Origin of the sequence: Nonlabens xylanidelens (assembly GCF_002934445.1) — a bacterium.
GTDB classification, from domain to species: domain Bacteria; phylum Bacteroidota; class Bacteroidia; order Flavobacteriales; family Flavobacteriaceae; genus Nonlabens; species Nonlabens xylanidelens.
Window position 1 is genome coordinate 926,195 of sequence record NZ_PTJE01000001.1, and the last position, 25,797, is coordinate 951,991.

Sequence of the window (25,797 nt, forward strand, 5' to 3'; positions counted from 1 at the left end):
AAAGTTAAATCTCTCAAATTTCGTAAATTCCTGAGACCATTCCATGACTAAACCGGATTATTTAACTTTTAAATAGTTTACTTACTGATTATTAGTAGTTTGAGTGTGTGTTGGTCAGCTTTGTGACTTGAATTTAATTAATCGAAAAAAAAATTCTTTTCAGTGTATTTAAAACTTGAATCCTAGGTTAACAAAGACTTGTCCGTCATCTTGTTGTGGAGAGAAACTATATTTTATTTCTAGAGGTCCTAAAAACGATTCTAATCCATATCCTATGGCATATCCAGTGTATCTAGCCTCGCTAAACCAGTTGTTTTGTTCAAATAAATCATCTTGTGCGTTTGCAATGTTTGCGCTGAATATGATGTGATTCTTTTTGAAGACTTCATAATCTGCCTCTACTAGCAATTTCATCATGGTGCCACCACTAATACTTAAAAAATCATATCCATAAAATGGAATTAGATTATTAATCCTACGCGATCCATAACCACCTAGAAAAAAGTCCATAGAAGAGTCATTAGTATCGCCTATGGTTATACCTATGTGTGCATTACCACGTAATGTGAATTTGCCAAAATTGCGGGCATGACCTATCTGTAGCTGGGCGACAGAAAATTCTTTAAAGCGTTCTTTGTATTCAGAGTTAAAAAGATAAAGGTGGAAATCACCATCTATTTTCCAGCCAGTAGATGGGAATTGTGCATTATCATAAGAATCTACCAGTACTTTTCCATAAAGACTGCCTCGTGTACCGTCTGTAAAATCAGTAACGTCATCATCATTAGGGTCTGTGGTGATTAAAGTTTCTGTAAAAATATTAAGCGTTTTAATCTCAGTACCCACCATTAAATTTGCAGATCTGTTAAGCCTAGTTTGTAAGAAAACTTGCTGTGTCCAGTCTCTATATTTTACCTCAAGACTATTAACTCCTAATGAACCAAAGTTAGCTGCGTCTTCAATAAATGCAGCATTAGCATCTTTTTGAAATCTCATGTATTCACTGTGCAAGCCTATCGACCAGTAACGACCTTTATCAATATAATAGTCAAAGTTATATCTTAAATTATCGCCGACTATAAAATCTACTGATACGATGTCGTTATCAAAAAGCACCTTTTTTCTAGAAAGATTAAGTAAAGCAGCACTGCGCGTTAATTCATCATAATGTAATCCCAATCTTAAATAATTACGTACTTCATTCTCAACTAAGTCTATTTCTAGAACAGCTCCGTTATCATCATTGATGATTTCATAATTGATTTTGGCAAAATTATCTGTCGCTTGTAAGTTTTGAATCCCACTATTTAAATCTGTATAAGCGACCATTCCTGGGATACCTACTTTAAATCTACCTACTACAAATGCTCTGGTGTAATTTTGATTTCCTTTTATATTGATCTCGTTAAGGTATATACTATCACCTATTATATTTTTTAAATTAGGTTTTATGTAAGCATCAGTTGCTAGTTCTTTGAGTTCATCAATTTTTGCTCTACCAGCTTGTTCTCCCTTTTCAATGATTTCTTTTCCTAAGTCAAAAGACACGACAGTAAAATCATTAATATCTGGAGCGATATAAACGTCGGTTTTTGGAGCTTTATATTTCATCGCATTAATCGTACGGAAATTGTTGATCTGAGATAATATATCTAGGGCACCACTAAGTTCTTCTCTCGATTTTAAATCATCTTGTACGTCTACACCTATAATTATATCGACACCTTTTGCCTTTAATTTTTCTATAGGATAGTTGTCTATTACACCACCATCTATAAGTAGTCTGCCATCTATTTCAACAGGAGCAAAGAGGGACGGCAGCGCACCACTTGCATTTACTGCTTTGGGTAAATAACCACTGTCTAGAACGATCTCTTCTCCTGTTGTAATTTCTGTAGCGATGCATAAAAAAGGAATAGGTAATTGATTAAAGTCCTCAACATCTTTTACATGGGCAAGCAGCCTGGATAGAAGATCGTATATATTTTGTCCTTTACTTAATGAAGAAGGTAATTGTACTTTAAAATCTTTAAACGGCAAGGTTACTGCATATCGTTCTGTATTTCTACGCTCGTAAAATGTTTTTGATTTGCGAGGTATGTCGTCAGATATGATTTTATCAAAATCTATAGTTTTAAAAATAGAATCTAATTGTTTGCCTGTATAACCAGATGCGTATAAAGATCCAACTATGGCACCCATGCTCGTACCTGCTATGTGGTCTATTTTTATTCCTAGAGAGTCTATTATTTTAAGTGTTCCTATATGCGCTAGGCCTTTTGCTCCACCACCGGATAAAACAAGTCCTATCTTAGGTCGAGAATTGTTTTCTTTTTCCTGTGCTAGTGTGAAGTCCGCTTTCGCGAAAGCGAGAACAATAAAAAATAATAAAAGCCTATTCTTCTTCATCTTTATAAAAGTCTATTATCTTTTGTGCTTTAGAAACGCCTACTATTTCTGTAAGTTCTTTCTTTGTAGCATTCTTAACGCGTTTTACGCTTCTAAAGTGTTTTAATAATTCAACAACTGTTTTTTCTCCTATCCCAACGATTTCATCTAGCTCAGTTTCTATAGCCTGTTTGCTACGTTTATTTCTGTGATGGGTGATACCAAAACGGTGCGCCTCATTACGCATTTGTTGAATAACCTTTAAGGTTTCAGAACGTTTATCTAGATATAAAGGTACAGGATCATTAGGATAAAATAGCTCTTCTAGTCTTTTTGCTATACCTATTATGGGTATTTTACCTCTTAAACCCAATCGTTCTAGTGCGGTAACACCGCTAGATAACTGCCCTTTTCCACCGTCTACTATGACTAGTTGTGGTAACGGCTGGTCTTCTTCTAGTAATCTTCTATAACGTCGATAAACGACCTCTTCCATACTAGCAAAGTCGTCTGGTCCTTCTACCGTTTTTATATTGAAGTTTCTATAATCTTTTTTACTAGGTTTTCCATTCTTAAAAACCACACAAGCAGCAACAGGGTTAGTTCCTTGAATATTAGAATTATCAAAACATTCCATGTGTCTAGGCTCTTCACCCAGTCTTAAATCGGCTTTCATTTGTGCCATTAATCTATTAACATGTCTGTCTGGGTCAACTATTTTAATAGTCTTAAACTGTTCTTGCCTAAAAAACTTTGCATTGCGCTCTGATAAATCAACGACACGTTTTTTATCTCCTAACTTAGGTATAGTGATTTTTACTTTCTCACCTACATCTACGTCAAATTGTGTGTAGATCTCGGTAGATTGAGAGTCAAACCTGTGGCGCAGCTCTACTATGGCTAGTTCTAGTAAATGCTTATCATCTTCGTCTAGTTGTTTTTTAAGTTCCATAGTGTGAGAACGTGTAATCGCACCATGATTAATTTGCAAGTAATTTACATAGCCGGCAGCTTCATCACTAACTATGGTGAAAATATCTACATTAGAGATATTAGGATTAACCACGGTAGATTTTGCCTGGTATCTAGTTAGTATTTCTAGTTTTTCTTTGAGTTGCTGTGCTTCTTCAAATTCCATATTTGCTGCATGCTCTTGCATTAGATCTGTAAAGTAACGTACAGCTTCTTTAAAGTCACCTTTTACTATACCTCTTATAGCTTCTATACTTCTGTTGTATTGTACTTCATGCTGTAGTCCAGCACATGGACCTTTACAGTTACCTATGTGGTATTCTAGGCATAGTTTAAATTTACCTTCATTTATTTTATCCTGTTGTAAATCGTAATTACAGGTGCGTATGGGGTATAAAGTCTTAACCAGCTCTAGTAGTGTTCTTACCGTTCTTACACTAGTGTATGGTCCATAATACTCACTACCATCTTTGATTAAATTGCGCGTTAAAAATACACGTGGGAAACGTTCTTTTTTAATGACTAGCCAGGGATAAGTTTTATCATCTCGCAACATGATGTTATACCGTGGGTTGCGACTTTTAATTAAGCTGTTCTCTAACAATAAAGCATCAGTTTCTGTCTCTACCACGATATGCTCAATGCGGTAAATGTTTTTAACCATCGTTTTTATGCGATAGCTGTCATGCGTTTTATTAAAATAGGAGGAGACTCTTTTTTTAAGTTTTTTAGCTTTTCCTACATAAAGTAGCTTGTCCTTTTTATCAAAGTACAAGTAAACTCCAGGTGATAAGGGTAGGGTTTTAATCTGAACCTCTAAAGGTGGTGTTTCCATAGCACAGTAAAGATAGGGATTATGCTTAATGGGTTAAATATATTTTAATAGAAGTTTATGTTGAACTAACTTTTGCAAAAGCAGAATAATTATCATCAATAATCATAAGTATTCTGAATATTTGCCACATATTCTTAGTAATAAGGCTAAACTATGCTGTAAAACAAAGGAATATTTATTCGGTTTGGTTAAATTGCGCACAGTAACCCTAAAGTACTAAATGGAATTTTATCCCTTAAAATTTAAACCTGTTTTTCACTACCGTATTTGGGGTGGTGACCAGCTGAAGACTAGCCTTAATAAAGAGTATGATCAAGAGTATGATCAAGAGTCCATAGGTGAATCTTGGGAGATAAGTGCTGTTCCAGATAGTGAAACTGTTGTTGCAAACGGTGTTTATGCTGGGGCAACCATCAATAATTTAATTGAACGATTTAAAGATGCGTTTTTAGGGAAGTCTGTGTATGATAAATTTAATGGAGAATTTCCATTACTTATTAAATTTATAGATGCAAAAAAACCACTTTCTATACAAGTACATCCTAATAATGAAATAGCCAGAGAACGACACGGTTCATTTGGTAAAAATGAAATGTGGTACATCATGCCTTCTTATAAAGATGCTACTATAACAGTAGGTTTTAAAGAAGAGGTGGATAGAGATTCTTATCAAAAACATTTAGAAAACAATACACTTACAGAGGTACTCAATGAGTTTAAGGTAAAAGCAGGAGATGCTTTTTACATTCCTACTGGTAGAATACATGCCATAGGAGCAGGAGTGATGCTTGCCGAAATCCAGCAGTCCTCTGACGTGACTTATCGTATTTATGATTATGACCGTAAGGATGTGAGAACTGGGCAAACTAGAGAGCTACATACAGACCTAGCGCTAGATGCGATAGATTTTAACTTGCAAACCCAATATCATACCGATTACAGTCGTAAAAAAAATCAACCTAATAAGCTGATTAATTCGCCTTACTTTAAAACTAATTTTTTAAAAATAAAAGGTGTTCTAGAAAGAGATCTTTCTGATATTAATTCTTTTACCATTTATATGTGTGTAAAAGGAAGTGCTACCTTAGTATGTCAAGAAGAGAATTATTCTTTGGTACAAGGAGAGTGTATTTTATTACCTGCAGGAATTGATTTAATTACTCTAGATTCTAAAGATGCACAATGCATCGAGGTTTATTTATAATCTAAAATAAAAATTTTATGTCTAGCTTTAAAGAACTTACTAATAGTGATACACCAGTGTTAATAGATTTTTTTGCAACCTGGTGTGGTCCATGTCAGACCATGATGCCAGTTTTAGATAAATTGAAAGAAGATCTAGGTGATCAAGTACGTGTTCTTAAAATAGATGTAGATAAAAACAAAGCACTTGCGACAAAGTTTGCTATAAGAGGCGTGCCGGCTTTCATGATTTTTAAAAACGGTAAACAAGTATGGAAAGCTGCAGGGGTACAGCCCTTACATGAATTAAAAGCGCAGATTCAAAAGGCATAAACATTCTGTCAGTTAGTTTATTCAATATCATACCGTTTATTTAATCTTCTTACATTTTATGTAACAAATAACTATCTTCATACTCTAGTTTTAATATAGATTAAAAACTTAGATTTATGAAAACTGTTGTCCATTCTGCTTTATGGGTAGTAACCCTATTATTCTCATTAATCACCTTTGCACAGGAATTTAATGGTTCTTGGACAGGAGCAATTCAAGGAATGCCGTTGGTTTTTGAAATTTCAAACATTAATGGTGAGTACGCGGCAAAGATGCAAAGCCCCACTCAATCTAAAACTTATATTCCTATGAATAGTGTCATGGTAGACGGTAATCAAATCACTATGCTGCTAGATGTTTATAAAATAAAATATAAAGGAGAATTAATAGATAGTAAAATCATAGGGACTTTTACTCAAGGTGCTGGCTCAGGAAAAATGATTCTAGAGAAAAAAGAATATGTAGAAGTAAAACCTAATAGACCACAAGAACCTAAAGCACCGTTTCCTTACCATATAGAAGATGTGGTGTTTACTAATCCCAAAGCAAATGATATTAAACTGGCAGGTACATTAACCTTACCTAATAATGTTAACAATCCAGCAGTGGCGATTCTTATTTCAGGTTCTGGGCCTCAAGATCGTAACGAAGAGCTTTTTGATCATAAACCGTTTTTAGTTCTCGCAGATCATTTGACTAGAAAGGGTATTGCTGTTCTTAGATATGATGACCGTGGAGTCGCCCAATCTCAAGGAACTCAAAAAGGAGCAACCAGTGAAGATTTTGCTACAGATGTAGAAGCGGCTATTGCTTATCTCAAATCTCGTAAAGATGTTGATTCTAAAAAAATCGGACTTATAGGACATAGTGAAGGCGGTTTAATTGCGCCTATGGTGATCGCAGATAATAGAAGAAATGTAGCATTCTTTGTGTCTCTAGCTGGACCTGGCGTAGATGGTTATCATGTTTTACTGCCTCAAATAGAAAAAAGTCTCAGGTTTCAAGGAGTGGTAGGAAGTCAGTTGGACTTTGAAAAAAAACTGATGGATGCTATGTTCTTAAAAATAATAGACTCTAAAAAGTTATCTTCTCAAGTGTTAGAAAATGAGCTTGTAATTGTAATGAAGAAGAAGGTTGCTGAGGCTCCTGATGTTTCAAAAGCAAAATATACCGATGAAGTTATATCAGCTCTCAGCAAACAGTTTTCTGATGACTGGATGCGATTTTTTTTAAGTTATGATCCGGCTACTAATTTGAGTAAAGTAAAATGCCCAGTTCTAGCTATTAATGGATCTCTAGATTATCAGGTAATTCCAGAAATCAATTTACCAGGTTTTGAAACGGCACTTTCTAAAAATAAAGACGTGACCATCAAGAAAATAGCTGGACTTAATCATCTGTTTCAAAATGCGCAAACAGGTAGTGCTGGTGAGTATGGACAGTTAGAAGAGACGATAGACCCTAGGACACTAAATTTAATTTCTAGCTGGATTAATTCTAGATTTTAAAAGCTTTCATTCCTATTTTGTTTTTACAACCATACTTAATGTTGCGTTGGTAAATATGAAATTTGATACGTTTTGAATACTGCTATTTATGAATAGTGTTCACAAAACTGTTGTTTTAAGTGTTTGTGTTAAAGGTTTTTGTGCAATCAAATGTGTGTATTTTGATATGTGATACGCTTTCGCGAAAGCGGAATAATTTTTATCTATCCCTTTTATTTAGAATGGGTTTTAACTAACGGCTGTGATCGTTATCTTTGTAACACTCTAAACGTCAAAATGAAAATAGAAAAGAAAGATGTTCTCAAAGCACTAGAAACCATATCGGTTCCTGGTGAAGGACAAAATATGGTAGAAAGTGGTGCAATTAAAAATGTACTTGTTTTTGGTGATGAGGTTGTGGTAGATGTTACTATCAACAACCACAGTTTACAAGCTAAGAAAAAAACAGAAGTTTCTATCTTACAGGCTATTCATAAAGAAGTTTATGAAAAAGCGCAAATCAAAGTAAACCTTAAAGTAGAAGCTCCAGAAACGACAGATAAAAAACCTGAAATTAAAGGTAAAGCGATTCCTGGAATAGATAATATAATTGCTGTAGCATCTGGAAAAGGTGGAGTAGGTAAATCTACTGTAACGGCAAATCTAGCTGTGACTCTTGCAAAAATGGGCTTTAAAGTAGGTCTTCTAGATGCAGATATTTATGGTCCTAGTGCGACTATAATGTTCGATATCGTTCATGAAAAACCACTATCGGTAACGGTAGACGGTAAATCAAAAATGAAACCAGTAGAGAGTTATGGTGTTAAAATTCTTTCTATAGGCTTTTTTACACAGCCAGATCAGGCTGTAGTGTGGCGTGGACCTATGGCTGCAAAAGCTTTAAATCAAATGATTTTTGATGCAGCATGGGGAGATTTAGACTTTTTAGTAGTAGATCTACCGCCTGGTACAGGAGATATACATTTAAGTATCATGCAATCATTACCATTAACAGGTTCTGTTGTAGTTTCTACACCTCAAACTGTCGCACTGGCCGATGCTCGTAAAGGTGTCGCAATGTTTCAACAAGAAAGTATCAATGTACCTGTTCTAGGTATTGTTGAAAACATGGCTTATTTCACACCGCCAGATATGCCAGAAAATAAATATCATATTTTTGGTAAAGACGGTGCGAGAAACCTAGCTGAGGATTTGAAAATTCCATTTTTGGGAGAATTACCTTTAATACAATCTATTAGAGAGGCAGGAGATGTAGGTCGTCCAGCAGCAATGCAAGAAGGCACAGATATAGAAAATGCATTTATCGAGATTACTAAAAAAGTAGTGTCTGAAACGGTGCGTAGAAATGATGCTTTACCGCCTACAAAGGCGATTGAAATTACTACCATGGCAGGTTGTAGCGCCACAAATAAATAATTATGACTGGATCAGAATTAAAAACAGCGGTCGAAGCTGGGTTAGAGGAGATAAGGCCTTTTTTACAAAGGGATAATGGCGATATAGAACTAGTTTCTATAGAAGATGATAAGTTTGTTAAAGTACGCTTATTGGGTACTTGTGTAGGGTGTCATGTAAATCAAATGACTCTTAAGTCTGGTGTAGAGCTTACTGTTAAAAAACATGCTCCACAGATAGAAAGCGTTACCGATATTTCTGGTCAAGAATTAAAAGAAGAACAACGAGATAGCGTAGAGTTGTAATCCTAATAAAATGAAAAAAAGCCGATTCGTGAGAATCGGCTTTTTTGAGTTTAAACTAGCTCTGGTTCAGACTCTTTTATTTCTTTTAAAATGCCGTCAAATAGTTCTATTCTTGATTGTAGAGCCTCTTTTGCAACTTGTATAGCTTCTTCCCATTTTAATTGATCATCGTCGCAAAGCATAGCTGCCATTTTATGTGCCATGGGTCCGTGTTCATCTCCATCTAGCTCTATATGTCTGTCAAAATAGTATTTAATGGGTTCTAGATCGATATCAAATGAAGATGTTGAGATACCGTCCAGTATTTCAGTAAACATTTCTGGGATTAAATCTTCTCTTCCATATGTAAATGCTGCAGCTATTTCATGGTCTTTACCTCTGTTGATAATGGTAAATGTGGTAGTCAGAAATTGTTTTACATGTTGGGGCAATAAGGAGTTATTTATGGTTTCAAGAATGTGGCTAGATAATGACAGTCCGTCTATTTCTTTTCTAGCAATATTTACATCTATACCTACTGCATTCATGGCGTTTAAATACATTTCATAATGACTCATTCTGTTGCCTAGATGGTCTATGTCTGTCTCTTCGGCAAGAACTATTTCATTGATTAAATACCTTAGATCAGGATCACCTACTGGTGTCCATGGAGTAGTGGTGCAAGTAAGAGAGTTTTGTAAAGCTTTTAAAAGCGACATAAAGTCCCAAACAGCATAAATGTGTGAAGACATAAAAACCCTTAAATCTTCATCATTTTTAATATGGTTGTATAGCTGGTGATTCAATAACTGTTCACGCACCGTACTAATTTTATTCAAGATTAAATTGGCTTCCATCGCTGTGTTTTCTAGTGCAAAAATAGTTGCTGGAGAGATCTTAACCATCTTCAGAAAAGAAATTATTATAGGATTAACTAGTGTTGTGTACTTTATCGAATTGAGAATAAAAAAAAGGCCTAAGAAATTTAATCCTTAAGCCTTTGATTTTTTTTGATTGTAGATCGTTTATTGTCTTACTAAAGTATAAGTAGCCTCTGCCTCATAGCTGTAATCAGTATCTATTTCAGTAAATTGTAGGTATAGCTCCAGACCGTTGCTAGAAAAGTTTCTAACAGTTACACTAAAACCGTCTGTATTTGTTATGATTAAAGAATTACCAGAAATGGTAAAAGCGCCATTTATTTCTAGATCTTCCACATTTGTTTCGGTTTCTGTCATTCCGTCTTCTGTATAAATAGACGTTTGAGTATAAGATCCGGTTGAAGTAACTAAACCAGATTCTGTAAATGTAACTGTCGCATTGTTAAAGTTGCTAGCGGTAAAATCTGCTTCGGTAATATCAGGGGTGTTTCCAGACGTATCAGACTCTGTAGCGTTGCCAGAAAATGCAGTTACATTATAAGTACCAGCTAGACTAGCGTTAGTTAATGCAGGTCCGTTATCATCATCAGATTCACAAGAGAAAATAAATAGAGACAGGATTGCAAGGCTTAAAATTTTAAAATTTTTCATAATTGGTTTTTTTAGTTCAACCAAATAAACAAAAAAAAATCCTTTCAATTCAATTGAAAGGATTTAAACTTAGTACTAATTAACTGTGGTTTACTTAAAAGCGTTCTCTCCAGTAATGTCTAATCCAGTAATTAATAAATGTATATCATGAGTACCTTCATAAGTGATTACGCTTTCTAGGTTCATCATATGACGCATGATGCTGTATTCTCCTGTAATTCCCATACCGCCTAGTATTTGTCTTGCCTCACGAGCTATTTTAATAGCCATGTCCACGTTGTTACGTTTTGCCATAGATATTTGTGCGCTTGTAGCTTTTCCTTCTTCACGCAATACACCTAGTCTCCAAGCGAGTAATTGTGCTTTGGTAATTTCGGTAATCATCTCAGCGAGCTTCTTTTGTTGTAGTTGGAATGCAGCAATCGGCTTGCCGAATTGGATACGTTCCTTTGCATATCTTAACGCAGTGTCATAACAGTCCATTGCAGCGCCTATTGCGCCCCATGCAATACCGAAACGTGCAGAATCTAAACAACCAAGTGGTGCTCCTAATCCTGATTTACCTGGTAAGATATTACTCTTAGGAATTTTTACATCTTGAAAAATTAATTCACCTGTCGCACTAGCTCTTAGTGACCATTTGTTATGAGTCTCTGGAGTAGTAAAACCTTCCATGCCACGCTCTACGATTACTCCATGAATGCGTCCTTCTTCATTTTTTGCCCATACTACAGCAACATCGCAAAACGGACTGTTGGAAATCCATAGTTTTGCACCGTTAAGAATAATATGCTCTCCATCTCCAGCATCTTTAAAGCTAGTAATCATACCGCTAGGATTAGAACCGTGATCAGGCTCAGTAAGGCCAAAGGATCCCATAAACTCGCCACTAGCTAGTTTAGGTAAGAATTTTTTACGATGTTCTTCACTACCGTATTTCCATATAGGATACATAACAAGAGAAGATTGAACAGATGCTGTAGATCGCACACCGCTGTCACCACGTTCTATTTCTTGCATGATAAGGCCGTAAGAAATTTGATCCAGTCCAGCGCCACCATATTCCTCAGGGATATACGGCCCGAATGCACCTATAGAAGCCAAGCCAGGTATTATGCTCTTAGGGAATTTTGCCTCTTGTGCAGCTTCTTCTATAATAGGCGATACGTCACGTTTTACCCAAGCTCGGGCAGCATCACGTATCATCTTATGTTCTTCTGTTAAAAGGTCGTCCAGGTTATAATAATCTGGTGCTTCAAATAAATCTGGTTTCATTCTATATCTTTTAAGTTAGAAACTACATCGATAGAGTAATTTCACGGCTGTTTTTGAATTGGTCGTAAAAATAGCGATCTACAGACGGTTTTTTGATAAAAAATGTCAGATATTTTTATTGATGCTCAATTACATTTTGAGATAAAAGTCTTTAGTCAGGCTTTTGTAATCTTCTGTATAATCATGTCGTGCTTTCTCTATAACTAGTTCGCTGACTAAGTTTTTGGAGTTGTTTTCTTTCACGCTTTCGCGGAAGCGGAACTCCATCAAACATCTTTTAACTTTACTGTCTACGGTGCCTTTTACATAAGTAGTACGTACAGGTTCTAGTTGAAAATGAGAAGTGATTTCTAGAAATCTCGTTTCTCTATCCTTGGGTATTATACAAGCAAAAGTACCGTCTATATCTAGTAATTGATAGACGCCGTAAACTAATTCTTCAAACGGTAAAGCGTCATCAAAGCGTGCTTGCTGGCGTTTTTCTTCGATTTGAGAATCTGTTTTGACACTGCTAGAATCGTAAAATGGAGGATTGCTTATTATTAAATCATATCGTTCTTCTACTTCTTCATAGAATTCTTGAAACTCTGCATGAAAGCAGAAAAGACGATCGCCCCATGGGCTGTTTTCAAAGTTCTCAGCAGCTTGTTCATAAGCGTCTTGATCTATTTCTATCGCCTCTATGTTTGCGCGGTGATAACGTTGTGCTAGCATGAGAGATATGACTCCAGTACCACTACCTATGTCTAATATGGTGTGTGGTTCTTTATAAGGAGCAGCCCATGCGCCTAATAGTACACCGTCGGTTCCTATTTTTTGAGCACATTTATCCTGAGCTATTGTGAATTCTTTGAATTTGAATAGACTCATTTATAAAAATTAAGATGTTTTATGAGAGGTAAAGGTCTATTAAACCTTCTGGAGTGGTGATAGTGATAGTTTTATTCTCACGATCTACTTTATCGATAAAATGATCGTTAAGCGGAATCAGAATTTCACTACCGTTGTTATCTATTTCAAATAGAGCCTGACTGGTAGTGTCATTAATACCTGTTATGGTACCTATGTCTCCATGAGTAGCGTCTATCATTTTGTAATTGATCACCTCATGAAAATAAAATTTATTTCCTTCTAGTTTAGGTAGAAAATCAAGGGGTAGATAAAGATCTCTTTTCATTAATGTGTCAGCGCCTGCGTCGTCATCTATGTCTTCTATTTTTATTCTTAGAAGTAATGATTTGTGCAGCTGACTTCTTTCAATAAAAAATGGAACCAGGTTTTTACCGATTTCGATAAAAACTGATTCCATTTCTGTAAAAAGCTCAGGCTCGTCAGTATCTAGTTTTACTAGTAACTCACCTTTAAAGCTGAATTTATTTACTACGGTTCCTACGTAAAAACATTTTTCCTTACGCATGACCTATAGATTTACTCTTCTTCTCCTGTTGCGTCATCACCTTCAGCAGCTGGTTCTTCAACTACTTCTGGAGCATTTGCTGCGATACGAGCTTCGTTCACTGCTTTTTCTGCTTCAAGAGCTTTTGCAGCTGCTGCATCAGCATCTGCTTGAAGTCCAGATGCTTTACCAGCAATCTTAGCTTCTTTTTCAGTTAACCAAGAGTTGAATTTTTCATCTGCTTGCTCTTCTGTGAATGCACCTTTCTTTACACCACCTTTAAGGTGTTTTTTCATCATAACACCTTTGTAGCTTAATAAGTTACGTGCAGTGTCAGTAGGTTGTGCACCATTTTCTAACCATGTGATAGCACCGTCTACATCTAAGTTTACTGTTGCTGGGTTAGTGTTAGGGTTATAAGTACCTAATTTTTCAAGATATTTACCATCTCTTTTTGAACGTGCATCAGCTGCAACGATCCAATAAAATGGTTTTCCTTTTTTACCGTGTCTTTGTAATCTAATTTTTACTGGCATAACTATTAAAGTTTATGGGTGCCCGACCCTGATTATTAATTTGAGTTTGCAAAAGTATCATTATATTTAATAATATTCATCATATGTGTATATTTTATTTACATTTGCTTAAACACATTTATCCTATTCTATGAAACTGATTTGTAAATACTTGTTGATAGCCCTAGCCATTATTTCATTCTCTTCTTGTTCTGATAATCTAGAAGATAACAATACACCTGCTATACAAGCGGTACGTAATGGAGAGTTTTTTAAAGCAGACCGTATGAGTGCCACTGTTAATGCAGATGGTACGATGTCTATAATAGGACAGAATTTTCTTGAAACATTAGAAATTAACCTTCAGGATGATTCGGTAGGTGTTTATAGATTAGGTGCTGGATCCCAAAGTGAAGCATTGTATACGTTTAATGGTGCAGAGCAATTTTCTAGTAATTTAGGTAACGGTCTAGGAGAGGTGCGCATCACGTCTGTAAATGCAGAAACTGGCGTGACTGGTGAGTTTAGCTTTGTTAGTTATCTAGCAAGTAATGTAGATTCACTTTATATGAGAACAGGAGTGATTTATCAGGTGCCATTCGGTGCTGCGTTAGGATCTGGTGCTGGTGGTTCTACAGCGGCAACGTTAACAGCAAATGTGGACGGAACGGCTCTTAACCCTACGGCTGTAGGAGCTGTAGAGGCAGGTGGTACAGTTCTCGTAAATGCATCTAACGGTCCTAGTTCTATAGTTTTAAGTTTTCCTGATAGCGTAGTGCCAGGAACTTATGCTTTTGATGGAGCAACTTACTCAGCAAATTATATTAATGGTGGTACACTAGACCCTGCGGTTTCTGGATCTCTAGTTGTGCTAACGGCAGATGCTACTGCAAATACTATTACTGGAACTTTCAGCTTTATGACTGGTCCACCTAATAATTTTGATATTACAGACGGTACTTTTAATGTTTCTTACTAGTATATTAGGAATTACATTTTTCAAATAAATCAAAGCCTTGACTTATAGAGTCAGGGCTTTTTTTTATGGTTTTAAATAGATCTTCTTTCCTTTGTAATCGATTACGGCCTTGGCAGCTATTAAAAAATCGGCTCCTAATAGGCCTTGAATGGATCGCATTCCTTCAGTCTTTAAAGCGGTGTTTATGTAACTCATGTCCATACTTAATAAGGTAGTGTCTTGGTCTGACCAGTCGCCTAATTCTAAGGTGTTGTTGTGCGATATGCGTGGCCTTAAAGAACCGCTGGCAGTACCTATTTGTCTGTCCATAAATTCTGTTTCTAATTGAAATTCTTTATACATGGCCTGGTTGACACACGTCGCACTAGCGCCAGTATCTATTATAAATCTACCAGAATGGCCGTTTATAGAAGCTTTGGTAACTATATGCCCACTTTTTGTGGCAATTCTAATATTGTGGCTGGTGTAACCTTGTGATAGTAGTAATTTTTTAAGTGAAGCCATGAAATATGTTTATGAGGTAAATATAATTCCGCTTTCGCGAAAGCGGACTACTAACTATTCCTATTTTTGTTTTATGATTTTTACAGATACACATACACATTTATATAGTGAGGCTTTTGATGAGGACCAAGAGCAAATGATACAGCGAGCAATGGATGCTGGAGTTGAGCGATTTTTTATTCCTGCTATAGATTCTACGTATACAAATGCGATGCTAGATTTAAAAAAACGCTATCCTGAAAACGTTCATTTAATGACAGGATTGCATCCTACCCATGTTAAGGAAAATTATCTAGAAGAGCTGGCTCACGTAAAGCAAATGCTAGAAAAAGAGAATTATGTGGCAGTAGGTGAAATAGGTATGGATTTATACTGGGATAAGACATTTAAATCTGAGCAGCAAGATGCTTTTCATACCCAGATTAAATGGTCTGTTGAGAACAAGTTGCCTATAGCTATTCACTGTCGTGAAGCATTTGACGAAGTTTTTGAGGTTTTAGAGGAATATAAAAACACCTCTTTACACGGTATTTTTCATTGTTTTACAGGTAATGTAGAGCAGGCAAAAAAAGCTGTTGATCTTAAAATGAAGCTAGGAATAGGTGGTGTTGTGACTTTTAAAAATGGTAAAATAGATCAGTTTCTAGATCAAATACCACTTTCTGAAATAGTTCTAGAAACAGATGCGCCTTATCTGGCACCAGTGCCGTACCGAGGTAAACGTAATGAAAGTTCTTATCTGGTAAATGTTGCAGCAAAACTAGCGACAGTTTATAACAAAGACATCGCAGAGATAGCAGAAATTACAACCTTAAATTCGCGTGAAGTCTTCGGTATATAAACCTGAGTTGATTACATTTGCGCACCCTATAGCATCATATTTTGAGTAGATACGACGACATAAGATTTTTTAACGACGCCGAAGTGCAAATAGCGCTTAAAAGCGCCGTGCGTCACCCTATGATAAAAGAGCTTTTTCAATACAGTTTTCCTAAGAAGAACTATGAAGAGGTAAAAGAAATTGTACTGGCATGTAAATCTATTAACGATTTCCAGCGAGACGTAATTTGCAACACCGTAGAGCGTGTGCTAGAAGAGTCCAGTGCCGGTTTAACCACGTCTGGTTTTGACGATCTAGATCCAGAAATTACCTACTTGTATATTTCTAATCATAGAGATATCGTCTTAGATACATCTCTTATTAATCTTACCTTATTTAAAAAAGGCTTGATAAGAACAGCTAGTGCGATAGGTGATAATCTAGTGCAAAGACCATTTGTAAATGCATTGAGCAAACTAACTCGCAACTTTATCGTGAGACGTGGTGCTAGTCCTAGAGAGATTTTATTAAGTAGTAAGAAGTTAAGTGAGTATATAGACTATTTAATGCACAAAGAAAATAGAAGTGTATGGATAGCGCAAAGACAGGGACGTACTAAAGATGGTAACGATGTTACTGAGCAAGGTGTTCTTAAAATGATAGGCCTGGCTGCAGGTAAAAACGGTATAGAAGGTTATTTAAATAATTTGCGCATTGTACCAGTTTCTATCTCTTATGAATATGATCCTACAGATATTTTAAAAGTACCAGAACTGCTCGCAAAGCAAGCTGATGAAGAGTACATAAAATCAGAAAACGAAGATTTTAATAGCATACTTAAGGGTGCATTAGGACAGAAAAAGCATATCCACATTCACGCAGGAGAGCCAGTTCATATTCACGCACTAGAAGATCAGAGTACCAACCAAGTATTGCAACGTGTGGTACAACATCTAGATAAAGAAATACAGAATAATTACATGTTATGGCCTACTAATTATGTAGCACATGACTTATTAACTTCTAGTTCTAAATATAAAGAACACTATTCTGACCACGATATGCAACAATTTGAACGCAGATTAAGGTTAAGGGTAAATGTAGAAGACCATAAAGCGGTAGAGAGTTTCCTTAATATGTATGCTCGACCAGTTCTTAATAAAGAAAAACTGGCTGTTTCAAATGAAGCCTAATATATTATTAATTTATACCGGTGGTACCATCGGTATGATGAAGGATCCAGAGACTAAAGCCTTAAGAGCTTTTGACTTCTCAAAATTACTTGTTCATATTCCAGAAATTAAACAACTGGACTGTAAAATAGACACCTACTCCTTTGATCATCCTATAGATTCATCTGACATGAATATAGAAGAATGGCGCAAATTAGGAAACGTCATTCATGAGAGATATGATAATTATGATGGTTTTGTAGTCTTGCACGGTAGTGATACCATGTCTTATACTGGTAGTACACTTAGTTTTATGTTTGAAAACTTAACTAAGCCTATTATCCTTACAGGTTCTCAACTCCCAATAGGAGACCTGCGTACTGATGCAAAAGAGAATCTTATAACCAGTCTGCAACTAGCTACTGAGCAGTATAATAATGAGCCTATCATTAAAGAGGTTTGTATTTATTTTGAATACCAGTTGTATAGAGCAAATAGAACTGCAAAGATGAATGCCGAGCATTTTGAGGCCTTCAGCTCGCCGAATTATCCGCCACTGGCTATAAGTGGTGTGCATTTAAATATTGATGAGAGTTTGTTATGGAAATGGCAGGTGGATGATCCCGCTTTCGCGAAAGCGAATACAGAAAAATCCCTCTTGTTAGATTCTAGCCGCATGAGATACCGTCCAGACCTTGTTGAGGATGTGGTAGTTTTAAAGTTATTTCCAGGAATTACAAAAAAAGTAGTACAAGCTATTTGCGGTATACCAGGACTTAAAGGTATTATTTTAGAAACTTATGGTAGTGGTAATGCACCTACTCAAAAGTGGTTTGTGGATATTCTTAGCGAGGCTTTATTAAAAAATATTAGAATAGTAAATGTAACACAGTGCGTGGGTGGTGCGGTGTCGATGGGAAAATATGAAACCAGTGTACAGCTCAAAAATATAGGTTTAGTCTCTGGTAAAGATGTTACTACAGAAGCAGCACTAGCTAAGATGATGTACTTATTACAGCACACAGATAGTATAGAAGATTTTAGACATTATTTTGAAACTTCATTACGAGGCGAAATAAGTGAGTAGACTTTAAAATAAAAAATTGGCTTTAAAAGGTATATTGCCTTATTATTGCAAACTGAATTTATCATTTAGAGAGGTGGCCGAGTGGTCGAAGGCGCACGCCTGGAAAGCGTGTAAACGGCAACGTTTCGAGGGTTCGAATCCCTTCCTCTCTACTTTTAACCTCGTAGTCGTCTGATTGCGAGGTTTTTTTTATGATTTTATTTCCTTGAAGAGATTTAGGAATTAAAACTCTCCTAACATGGCAAATGGTTTTAATAATCTTTTTAATTTAAGATTAGTAGAATTTGATATGTCTTGATTAAGGTAATTAACGATAGTTTTTAAATCTTCTGGAGATTTTACGATATCAAATTGCGATTTATAATCTAAAAAAACTGGATGCTCTGTGCGCTTGTTATATACTTCGTAGATATCACTATGCCTAGTATCTTCTTGAATTTTTTCAAATAGATTTTTTAGATAACTTTCTTTACCTTCTAAAACCTGAAAGAAATTATCTAGAGAATGAAGAAGGAATCCGCTTACTTGATTGTTGTGTAAGTCCTGGAGTAGCTTTGCTTATGTAACAAATGGTGTAAGTAGAGTCCATAAAAAATAATTGAATGGACAAATTTAAATGTTTGTAAGAATAAAACTTATAATAAAGTGTGAATTATTATTTAGTAAAAATCTAGTATAAGTTAAACAAGAGTGGTTTTGGTTTTTTTTGGTTCACTTTATTTGATGCGGTGTCTTGTATTTTTGATGGTGTTGATCTCGCTTTCGCGAAAGCGAACTTATTAAACACTCTAAACTATGTAAACCTCTTGGGCCACAGCCAATAATAGCAATTCTTTTCATTAGTTAGTATTATGGTTTAATAATACTCGTCAATTGTTATTTTTAATGTTAACAATCTTGCAATAAGGTTATTATTAACAGTATAAAGTGTGAATTACGGAATAATAAAGTTCGTTTTACTTGTATTTTCATAATTTTTCTGTAATTTAAAAGATCTTAAAAATCAAATAGTTATGGGAATTAAAAACTTTATGGGTAAACGTGAAGAGTCTTCTTCTATTGAACGTCAAAAATTTCAAGTAAAGGATTTTATGACACGTAAATTAATTACTTTTTCTCCAGATCAAGGAATCACATCTGTCATGGATACTTTACTTAAACAAAGAATAACAGGTGGCCCTGTGGTAGATGCTAGTGATAATCTGGTAGGAATTATTAGCGATACAGATCTCATGCATGTCATAAGTGATAGCAGGTATCACAATATGCCTGTAGGTAATAGATTAGTTAGTGAGTTTATGTCTTCACAATCGGCAACTATAGATCAAGAAGCAGATATATTTGATGCAGCATCTAGGTTTTTAAAAACCGGTCACAGACGTTTTCCTGTTACTAAAGACGGTAAGTTGATAGGTCAAATATCTAGAATGGATGTTATCATCGCTGCTACACAACTCAAAGGAGACGAGTGGAGATAAGTGTCTATAAAGACTCTATTTGTTTAGCAAGTATGTTGTTGATGATTACGTTCTTAAATACCTTCACGTCATAAGGTTTTATAATGATATCATCCATACCAGAGTCTAGAATACTCTGTCGCATTTCTGCTATTTCTACGGCTGTTAATGCAATAATAGGTGTGTTATAGGTCTTTTTAATTATTTTAGTAGCATCTAGTCCGTTCATTACTGGCATGTTAACGTCCATTAATATGAGGTCGTAAGTATTGTGTTCTACTGAGTTTATTGCCTCTTTTCCGTTTTCTACTATGGTGCAAATGGCACCGTCTTTTTCTAAAATCTTTTTAGTCACCATTTGATTGATGCGGTTGTCCTCGGCAATAAGGATATGTTTGTCCTTTAAGATGTCAGTGTCTACTACATAAGAGTTTTTAGACAGATGCTCTTGCTTATTTACATGGGCTACGATTTCATAGATCAGATCAAAGCTGAATGTTGATCCTTTACCTAATTCGGTCTCTAAATTTATATCAGACCCTGATAGATTTAGTAAGCGTTTTACAATAGGCAGTCCCAGTCCGGTACCTTGGTAATTATAACTAAGAGAGTCCCCTTGTTTAAATTCTTCAAAAATGTGTTCTTTCTTATCTTGTGCAATTCCTTCACCATCATCCTTTATGGAAAATCCTAACTTTATATTATTGTCAGGCAGTAAGTGTGTGGTTACGGTAATTTCTATGAGTCCGTTTTCGGTAAATTTACTTGCATTACCTATTAGGTTCATTAATATTTGAGACAGTCTCGTCGCATTTCCTTTAACCAGAGCAGGTAAATCATCAGCAAGATGGATAGCGATGTTGTTTTTATTTTGCCTGCGCATGTATTCAAAGGTGGTGACTATTTTTTCTATTAACTCACGAGGGTTAAATTGTACTTCTTCATCATCTATCTTATCAGAATCAATTTTATTAATTTGTAATACATCATTTACTAGAGCTAATAAATAATCGGCAGAGAATTTTAAAGATTTTAAGTCGTCCTCAACATCTTTTTCTTTATTGTTTTCTAACAGTATGGTGCTAAGGCCTATTACTCCATATAAAGGTGTGCGCAATTCATGGCTTACTGTGCTGAAAAAGTCACTTTTTGCAAGAGCTAGTTGTTCTGTTTTGGTTTTTTGATTTAGGTATTGGGTGTTTTTATCTTTTAAAGCTTTATTGAGTTGTTTTCTTTTTTTAGAAAGCTTGAAAGTAAAATAAAGGCCTAAAAAGGCTATGACTGTAATACATATCAAAGCATAATTAAAGGCTGTTTTTGTGCGTATTTGCTTTTCTTGTAATTCGCTTTCGGCTTCTGATTTTTCTAGATCTTTTTTAAATTGATCGTTTTTATACGCAGCAGCTAGTCTGTTGTTTTCTATAGCTGCTTTTTCCTTTGCTCTTAACTTAAATACATTTTCATATTTAAGTCTCGTTTCATATGCTTCTTTGTACTTCTCTTGTGCGGTAAGACTTAGTGAGAATAATTCATATGATCTCTGTAATTCGTCATTGAAGCCTAGATCTTTGCTTAAAGAAATTGCCGCTAGTAATAAGGAATCTGTCTTTTTATAATCTCCAGAATGAAAGTAATAATTTGCCGTCATGTTATTGATAGAAGAGCGGTAAAGAGGTTCGTCATATTTCTCAAACATTGCTCCATTAAGTTTATCGATTACCAGTTTCATCTCGGTAAACCTGCCGCTGTCATTTAATGCATCTGCATAGTTATGATATATATACTGTAGGCCTAATGTGTCGTTAGTAGCTTTATAAGTTTCTATGGCTTTTAAAGTAAATTCTCTGGCTAGGTTTTGCGTTTTTGGATTTAGGGAATAGATGCTAGAAAGGTCGCCATATGTATTTGCTAGTATGGTTGGGTCGTTGAGTTCTTTTGCAATATCGTGTGCTAGCTTAAAATTTCTAAGAGCTTCTATCGTGTCTCCTTGGTTAAGATAGTCGTATCCTAAATAACCATAGGCCCTACTAGCATAAAGATCATCTTTGACTAATAAAGCTAGTTTTAATGTTCTTAAATTGATTTCAAAGGACTTTACATAATTCCCTTCAGAAAATAAATTGTAGGATTTTTCAAATAAGGAGTCCATTAATTTCACATCTAACACAGTAGAGTCTTTCTGTGCAGTAGTTGTGCCAGTCCAAAACGTAAATAAAATAAAGAGTAGTGCGTATGGAGCGTTTTTATGCGTCAAGTGATTCAGTATAAGATCTACGGTAAAAATATTATGTTTTTATAATTAAATGGCTCTTTACTTAAAGAAATCAGTGAATGTTTCATATTAAAAACCGTTTGCCGAATAAACCACAGTCGCAATTAATATTTTAAATACTCATTTATAGATTCTTGTAAATATCTTAGGGCAAAGCATTTTCATTCTCACTGTCTAAACCTTATTTTTGATCATACCCTAAACAACTATTTCTAATGGACGATTTTATTTTATATGTTAAAGAAGGTTTTTATCACGTTATGAACTTTAACGTCGGTGCATATGATCATGTACTTTTCTTTATTCTTATGGCAGTGCCATTTTTATTTAATAGTTGGAAAAAGCTTTTAGGACTGAGTCTTGCATTTACAGTAGGTCATATTCTTTCATTATTGCTAGTGATTTATGGTAAGGTGTCATTTAATAGTTCTTATATAGAGTTTTTAATTGTGGTCACTATAGCTATTACGGCGCTGTATAACATTTTTACAGCAGGAAAAAGACATCGCGATAACCATAACTGGATCACCATGATATTTGCATTGTTCTTTGGTCTTATCCATGGATTTGGTTTCTCTAGTGGTTTTAAAATGTTAGCTGCTGGAGCAGAGAGTGATTTGTTAATGTTATTAGAGTTTGCTCTAGGACTGGAGTTGGGTCAGTTGCTTATCATATTAGTGATTTTAATCTTAAACTTTATATTTACAGGGATATTCCGATTTAATAAAAAAGAATGGGTTCAGATTATCTCTTCCATCATTTTAGGAATGATACTGCCATTGTTAATTGTAAGATGGATTTTTTAAAAATTGTTTTCATCTCGCTTTCGCGAAAGCGGAATTTTAAAAATCATTTCAAATACTTACTTATTTTATAAGTACCTAACAAGCTTTTTAACTAGAAGGCAATTTACTATTATACCAAAAAAGTGAAAAAAGAAAAACAACATAGATACGACGTTGCTTATTTGAGAATGGCGACGGAATGGGGTAAATTATCGCACTGTCAGCGCCGTCAGGTAGGTGCGCTTATCGTACGTGATCGCATGATTATAAGCGATGGTTATAATGGTACACCTAGTGGTTTTGAAAATTTTTGTGAAGATGACGAGGGTTATACAAAATGGTATGTGCTACATGCTGAGGCTAATGCGATTTTAAAAGTAGCTGGTTCTACACAAAGTTGTCGCGATGCAACGCTTTATATAACCATGTCACCCTGCAAAGACTGTAGTAAATTAATACATCAAAGTGGCATAAAACGTGTAGTCTACATGGAAGGTTATAAAGATGATAGCGGCTTGCAATTTCTAGAAAAAGCAGGAGTTATTATAGAACAAATAGAAGAAGTCGATTAATGAAAAAAAGTTACCTGTATTATCCTTTGTTTTTGGGAATATTCTTTGCCATAGGTATATGGTTAGGGAGTGCTCTTAACAGTAGTAATTTAGGTGATAATTATATCGCATCTTCTAGCACTGCAAAAAAACGCAAGCTTAATAGATTGATAGATCTCATAGACCAGCGTTATGTAGATAAAATCGATACAGATAGTATTGTGGATGTAACGGTAAATGAGATCATGCAAAATCTCGATCCGCATTCGGTATACATACCTAGTGACCAGACAGAAGATGTAGAGAATAGCATGAGAGGCGACTTCGTAGGTATAGGAATACGCTTTTTTGTGAATCAGGACTCCATATCTGTTTTGAGATCTATAGAAGATGGCCCTAGTGATAAGGCTGGAATAAAAGGTGGTGATAAAATATTATATGCAGACGGTAAACCACTATTCGGTGAGAACGCCGTTTCTACAAATGTTTTAAAAGGAGAAGAAGGTTCTCGTGTTGTTTTAGGAGTTTTAAGACCTGGAGATGATACTGTAATTAATATACCGGTTACTAGAGGTAATGTAGCTATTAAAAGTATAGATGCTGCTTATATGCTCACGAGAAGTCTAGGGTATATTAAAATTAACCGCTTTGCAGAAACTACCGATGCCGAGTTTGAACAAGCAATTAAAGACTTAAAAAAAGCTGGTGCTACTCAAATAGCACTAGATTTAAGAGATAATCCAGGTGGCGTTTTAAGTGCAGCAGTTCACATAGCCGACGAGTTTCTGGAAGATGATAAGCTGATTCTTTTTCAAAAAGATCGCGATCAAAAACGTAAGGATAGTTATGCTACTGATTACGGCTCTTATGAAAGTAGTGACGTATTTATCTTAATAAATGAGAATAGTGCTAGTGCAAGTGAAGTAGTAGCAGGTGCTTTACAAGATAATGATACCGGTACTATTATAGGTCGCAGGAGTTTTGGTAAAGGACTGGTGCAACAAGAAATTAAATTAGGAGATGGCAGCTCTGTACGTTTAACTATTGCAAGATATTACACACCTACTGGTAGGAGTATTCAAAGACCTTATGAAAATGGTAATGAAGATTACTTTAAAGAATACATAGATAGATATAATAATGGAGAGTTATTAGATGAGTCTAATATAGAAGTAAACGATTCATTGCGCAAGGTGACACCTGGTGGTAAAGTAGTTTATGGCGGTGGTGGTATTATACCAGACGTTTTTGTGCCTAGTCCAGATGGTTATATCTTACAGACTTTAGATTATTTCGGTAGAACAGGATTTGCAGATCAATTCGTTAATAAATACCTGCAAGAAGATGGGCTTTCTATGAGATCTATGTCTCAAGAAGAATTCATAAACAACTACGAAGTCTCAGAAAAACTGATGGAAGATTTTATAGTCTATGCACAACTATACAATACAAGCATGAAACTGCCAGGCTATAGAAGTGAAATAGCTTTGATCATTAAGTCTTCTATGGCAGAGCAGCTTTTTACGACAGAGCTTAAAATCAAATTATTAAATCAAGACGATATAATGATTGAAAAGCTGCTGGAATTGAGTAACTAAGGGTTGCTTAGCTTTTCTCGTATTTGTCCTTAATTTTATAGGATACTAACATGATACTCATGAGTATAGCTACACATAATGCTGCCACTATGCTTATAGCGCCTATCTGGCTTTCTCCTTGAAGCAAGTTGTTAAAGTCTAATTTTGTTGCGTTAAAAACGATACTGGCGATCGCAAGAATTAGGATAAAATAAAATACATATTTCATAACTAGAATAGCTCTTTAATATTTGCTGTAAATAATTTCACAGCTATGGCTAGCAAGATAACACCAAAGATTTTTCTAACCACGTTAATTCCTTGTTTACCTATTAGTTTTTCTATGCGACCAGAGTTTTTAAGAACTATGTACACAAAACCGATGTTGAATATAATCGCTAGTATAATATTAATAGCAGAGTATTCAGATCTTAAAGAAAGTACAGAAGTTAATGTTCCTGCACCAGCAATAAGAGGGAAAGCGATAGGGATAATCGCAGCAGTTTCCGGCGCGTCATCTTTATAAAGCTGTATACCTAAAATCATTTCTAGAGCAATAAAGAAGATAATAAAAGCACCTGCTACAGCAAATGAGTTCACGTCTATACCTATAAGTCCCAACATGCTCTCTCCTACAAACATAAAAACGATCATAAGAATACCAGCAACTATAGATGCTTTTTCACTTTGTACATGACCCACTTTACGTCTTAAATCAACGATAATAGGAATACTACCTATAATGTCAATAACGGCAAAAAGTATCATCCCAGCCGTAAAAGTCTCCTTAAGATCAAAGGCAGTAAAAAATTCAATAAATGCATTATTTCCCATAACATCTGTATTTTCAGCGTGCAAAAGTAATTCTAATAAACTGTTTAATGATTAACAATATAGGTTAAATAAACATTAAGGATAATTAGACACATAAATAACACTTAGTTAATCGCTTAAATGCTAATAGCCTTATCGTTACAT

At 35.2% G+C, this 25,797-nt stretch carries 25 protein-coding genes, 1 tRNA gene and 1 pseudogene; 14 read left to right on the forward strand and 13 right to left on the reverse strand.

Going from position 1 to position 25,797, the window contains the following annotated elements; all coding sequences use genetic code 11:
• Nucleotides 1-168: 168 nt before the first annotated feature.
• Nucleotides 169-2,409, reverse strand: a complete 2,241-nt coding sequence (locus tag LY01_RS04155) for a patatin-like phospholipase family protein (protein ID WP_104514528.1) — start codon at nucleotides 2,407-2,409, stop codon at nucleotides 169-171.
• Entirely contained in the window at nucleotides 2,396-4,195 is a 1,800-nt protein-coding gene (uvrC, locus tag LY01_RS04160) for an excinuclease ABC subunit UvrC (RefSeq protein WP_104514529.1), read from the reverse strand. The genes LY01_RS04155 and uvrC overlap by 14 nt, the downstream gene beginning before the upstream one ends.
• Nucleotides 4,196-4,415: 220 nt before the next feature.
• On the opposite strand from uvrC, the gene LY01_RS04165 reads away from it, so the two are divergent.
• The 5 genes from LY01_RS04165 (at nucleotide 4,416) to LY01_RS04185 (ending at nucleotide 8,918) form a co-directional block, all read left to right on the forward strand.
• Nucleotides 4,416-5,399, forward strand: a complete 984-nt coding sequence (locus tag LY01_RS04165; protein ID WP_104514530.1) for a type I phosphomannose isomerase catalytic subunit — start codon at nucleotides 4,416-4,418, stop codon at nucleotides 5,397-5,399.
• A gap of 17 nt (nucleotides 5,400-5,416) precedes the next feature.
• Nucleotides 5,417-5,710 (forward strand): thioredoxin, encoded by a 294-nt coding sequence (trxA, locus tag LY01_RS04170; RefSeq protein ID WP_104514531.1) that lies wholly within the window; start codon nucleotides 5,417-5,419, stop codon nucleotides 5,708-5,710.
• 116 nt (nucleotides 5,711-5,826) lie between these two features.
• Nucleotides 5,827-7,218 (forward strand): alpha/beta hydrolase family protein, encoded by a 1,392-nt coding sequence (locus LY01_RS04175; RefSeq protein WP_104514532.1) that lies wholly within the window; start codon nucleotides 5,827-5,829, stop codon nucleotides 7,216-7,218.
• A 276-nt stretch (nucleotides 7,219-7,494) separates the two neighbouring features.
• Entirely contained in the window at nucleotides 7,495-8,634 is a 1,140-nt protein-coding gene (locus tag LY01_RS04180; protein WP_104514533.1) for an Mrp/NBP35 family ATP-binding protein, read from the forward strand.
• A 2-nt stretch (nucleotides 8,635-8,636) separates the two neighbouring features.
• The gene (locus LY01_RS04185) at nucleotides 8,637-8,918 is read left to right on the forward strand and encodes a NifU family protein (protein ID WP_104514534.1); all 282 of its coding nucleotides are present in this window, start codon (nucleotides 8,637-8,639) and stop codon (nucleotides 8,916-8,918) included.
• A gap of 50 nt (nucleotides 8,919-8,968) precedes the next feature.
• Here the strand turns inward: LY01_RS04185 and LY01_RS04190 are convergent, their stop codons facing one another.
• The 6 genes from LY01_RS04190 to LY01_RS04215 form a co-directional block, all read right to left on the reverse strand.
• Entirely contained in the window at nucleotides 8,969-9,754 is a 786-nt protein-coding gene (locus LY01_RS04190; protein WP_104514744.1) for a DUF3050 domain-containing protein, read from the reverse strand.
• A 168-nt stretch (nucleotides 9,755-9,922) separates the two neighbouring features.
• On the reverse strand, nucleotides 9,923-10,429 hold the full coding sequence (locus LY01_RS04195; protein ID WP_104514535.1) for a hypothetical protein: 507 nt from the start codon (nucleotides 10,427-10,429) through the stop codon (nucleotides 9,923-9,925).
• A 90-nt stretch (nucleotides 10,430-10,519) separates the two neighbouring features.
• A complete protein-coding gene (locus LY01_RS04200; RefSeq protein ID WP_104514536.1) occupies nucleotides 10,520-11,704 on the reverse strand; it encodes an acyl-CoA dehydrogenase family protein in 1,185 nt (394 codons plus the stop codon).
• Between the two features lie 129 nt (nucleotides 11,705-11,833).
• Nucleotides 11,834-12,574 (reverse strand): tRNA1(Val) (adenine(37)-N6)-methyltransferase, encoded by a 741-nt coding sequence (locus LY01_RS04205; RefSeq protein WP_104514537.1) that lies wholly within the window; start codon nucleotides 12,572-12,574, stop codon nucleotides 11,834-11,836.
• A 19-nt stretch (nucleotides 12,575-12,593) separates the two neighbouring features.
• The gene (gene rimM, locus LY01_RS04210) at nucleotides 12,594-13,121 is read right to left on the reverse strand and encodes a ribosome maturation factor RimM (RefSeq protein ID WP_104514538.1); all 528 of its coding nucleotides are present in this window, start codon (nucleotides 13,119-13,121) and stop codon (nucleotides 12,594-12,596) included.
• Between the two features lie 11 nt (nucleotides 13,122-13,132).
• Complete coding sequence (locus LY01_RS04215; RefSeq protein ID WP_104514539.1) at nucleotides 13,133-13,636, reverse strand: 30S ribosomal protein S16; 504 nt, start codon at nucleotides 13,634-13,636, stop codon at nucleotides 13,133-13,135.
• A 130-nt stretch (nucleotides 13,637-13,766) separates the two neighbouring features.
• Here LY01_RS04215 and LY01_RS04220 point away from each other — a divergent pair, with 130 nt between their 5' ends.
• Complete coding sequence (locus tag LY01_RS04220; RefSeq protein WP_104514540.1) at nucleotides 13,767-14,594, forward strand: DUF6252 family protein; 828 nt, start codon at nucleotides 13,767-13,769, stop codon at nucleotides 14,592-14,594.
• Nucleotides 14,595-14,657: 63 nt separating this feature from the next.
• On the opposite strand, the gene LY01_RS04225 is transcribed toward LY01_RS04220, so the two are convergent.
• A complete protein-coding gene (locus tag LY01_RS04225; RefSeq protein ID WP_104514541.1) occupies nucleotides 14,658-15,098 on the reverse strand; it encodes a retropepsin-like aspartic protease family protein in 441 nt (146 codons plus the stop codon).
• A gap of 73 nt (nucleotides 15,099-15,171) precedes the next feature.
• Here LY01_RS04225 and LY01_RS04230 point away from each other — a divergent pair, with 73 nt between their 5' ends.
• The 4 genes from LY01_RS04230 (at nucleotide 15,172) to LY01_RS04245 (ending at nucleotide 18,329) form a co-directional block, all read left to right on the forward strand.
• Nucleotides 15,172-15,939: a TatD family hydrolase gene (locus LY01_RS04230; RefSeq protein ID WP_104514542.1), complete on the forward strand. Its 768-nt coding sequence runs from the start codon at nucleotides 15,172-15,174 to the stop codon at nucleotides 15,937-15,939.
• A gap of 41 nt (nucleotides 15,940-15,980) precedes the next feature.
• Nucleotides 15,981-17,111: a 1-acyl-sn-glycerol-3-phosphate acyltransferase gene (locus tag LY01_RS04235; protein ID WP_104514543.1), complete on the forward strand. Its 1,131-nt coding sequence runs from the start codon at nucleotides 15,981-15,983 to the stop codon at nucleotides 17,109-17,111.
• Nucleotides 17,101-18,177: an asparaginase gene (locus LY01_RS04240; protein ID WP_104514544.1), complete on the forward strand. Its 1,077-nt coding sequence runs from the start codon at nucleotides 17,101-17,103 to the stop codon at nucleotides 18,175-18,177. The genes LY01_RS04235 and LY01_RS04240 overlap by 11 nt, the downstream gene beginning before the upstream one ends.
• Nucleotides 18,178-18,244: 67 nt before the next feature.
• Nucleotides 18,245-18,329, forward strand: a tRNA-Ser gene (locus LY01_RS04245).
• A gap of 70 nt (nucleotides 18,330-18,399) precedes the next feature.
• On the opposite strand, the pseudogene LY01_RS04250 reads toward LY01_RS04245, so the two are convergent.
• Nucleotides 18,400-18,651 (reverse strand): annotated as a pseudogene (locus LY01_RS04250) (BLUF domain-containing protein); the annotation flags it as partial.
• A gap of 539 nt (nucleotides 18,652-19,190) precedes the next feature.
• On the opposite strand from LY01_RS04250, the gene LY01_RS04255 reads away from it, so the two are divergent.
• On the forward strand, nucleotides 19,191-19,655 hold the full coding sequence (locus LY01_RS04255) for a CBS domain-containing protein (protein ID WP_104514545.1): 465 nt from the start codon (nucleotides 19,191-19,193) through the stop codon (nucleotides 19,653-19,655).
• 4 nt (nucleotides 19,656-19,659) lie between these two features.
• Here LY01_RS04255 and LY01_RS04260 read toward each other — a convergent pair whose 3' ends face one another.
• Nucleotides 19,660-21,888 (reverse strand): response regulator, encoded by a 2,229-nt coding sequence (locus LY01_RS04260; protein ID WP_104514546.1) that lies wholly within the window; start codon nucleotides 21,886-21,888, stop codon nucleotides 19,660-19,662.
• Between the two features lie 233 nt (nucleotides 21,889-22,121).
• Here LY01_RS04260 and LY01_RS04265 point away from each other — a divergent pair, with 233 nt between their 5' ends.
• The 3 genes from LY01_RS04265 to LY01_RS04275 all read left to right on the forward strand — a co-directional run bounded on the left by LY01_RS04265 (nucleotide 22,122) and on the right by LY01_RS04275 (nucleotide 24,840).
• Nucleotides 22,122-22,712, forward strand: coding sequence for a HupE/UreJ family protein (locus LY01_RS04265; RefSeq protein WP_104514547.1), 591 nt, complete (start codon nucleotides 22,122-22,124; stop codon nucleotides 22,710-22,712).
• Nucleotides 22,713-22,834: 122 nt separating this feature from the next.
• The gene (locus LY01_RS04270) at nucleotides 22,835-23,263 is read left to right on the forward strand and encodes a deoxycytidylate deaminase (protein ID WP_104514548.1); all 429 of its coding nucleotides are present in this window, start codon (nucleotides 22,835-22,837) and stop codon (nucleotides 23,261-23,263) included.
• Nucleotides 23,263-24,840 carry a S41 family peptidase gene (locus tag LY01_RS04275; RefSeq protein WP_104514549.1) on the forward strand — a complete coding sequence of 526 codons (1,578 nt, stop codon included), beginning with the start codon at nucleotides 23,263-23,265 and terminating at the stop codon, nucleotides 24,838-24,840. Before LY01_RS04270 ends, LY01_RS04275 begins: the two co-directional genes overlap by 1 nt.
• A 7-nt stretch (nucleotides 24,841-24,847) precedes the next feature.
• Here the strand turns inward: LY01_RS04275 and LY01_RS04280 are convergent, their stop codons facing one another.
• Together LY01_RS04280 and LY01_RS04285 are read right to left on the reverse strand one after the other, a co-directional pair.
• On the reverse strand, nucleotides 24,848-25,048 hold the full coding sequence (locus LY01_RS04280; RefSeq protein ID WP_104514550.1) for a hypothetical protein: 201 nt from the start codon (nucleotides 25,046-25,048) through the stop codon (nucleotides 24,848-24,850).
• A 2-nt stretch (nucleotides 25,049-25,050) separates the two neighbouring features.
• Nucleotides 25,051-25,653 (reverse strand): MarC family protein, encoded by a 603-nt coding sequence (locus LY01_RS04285; RefSeq protein ID WP_104514551.1) that lies wholly within the window; start codon nucleotides 25,651-25,653, stop codon nucleotides 25,051-25,053.
• Nucleotides 25,654-25,797: the final 144 nt, after the last annotated feature.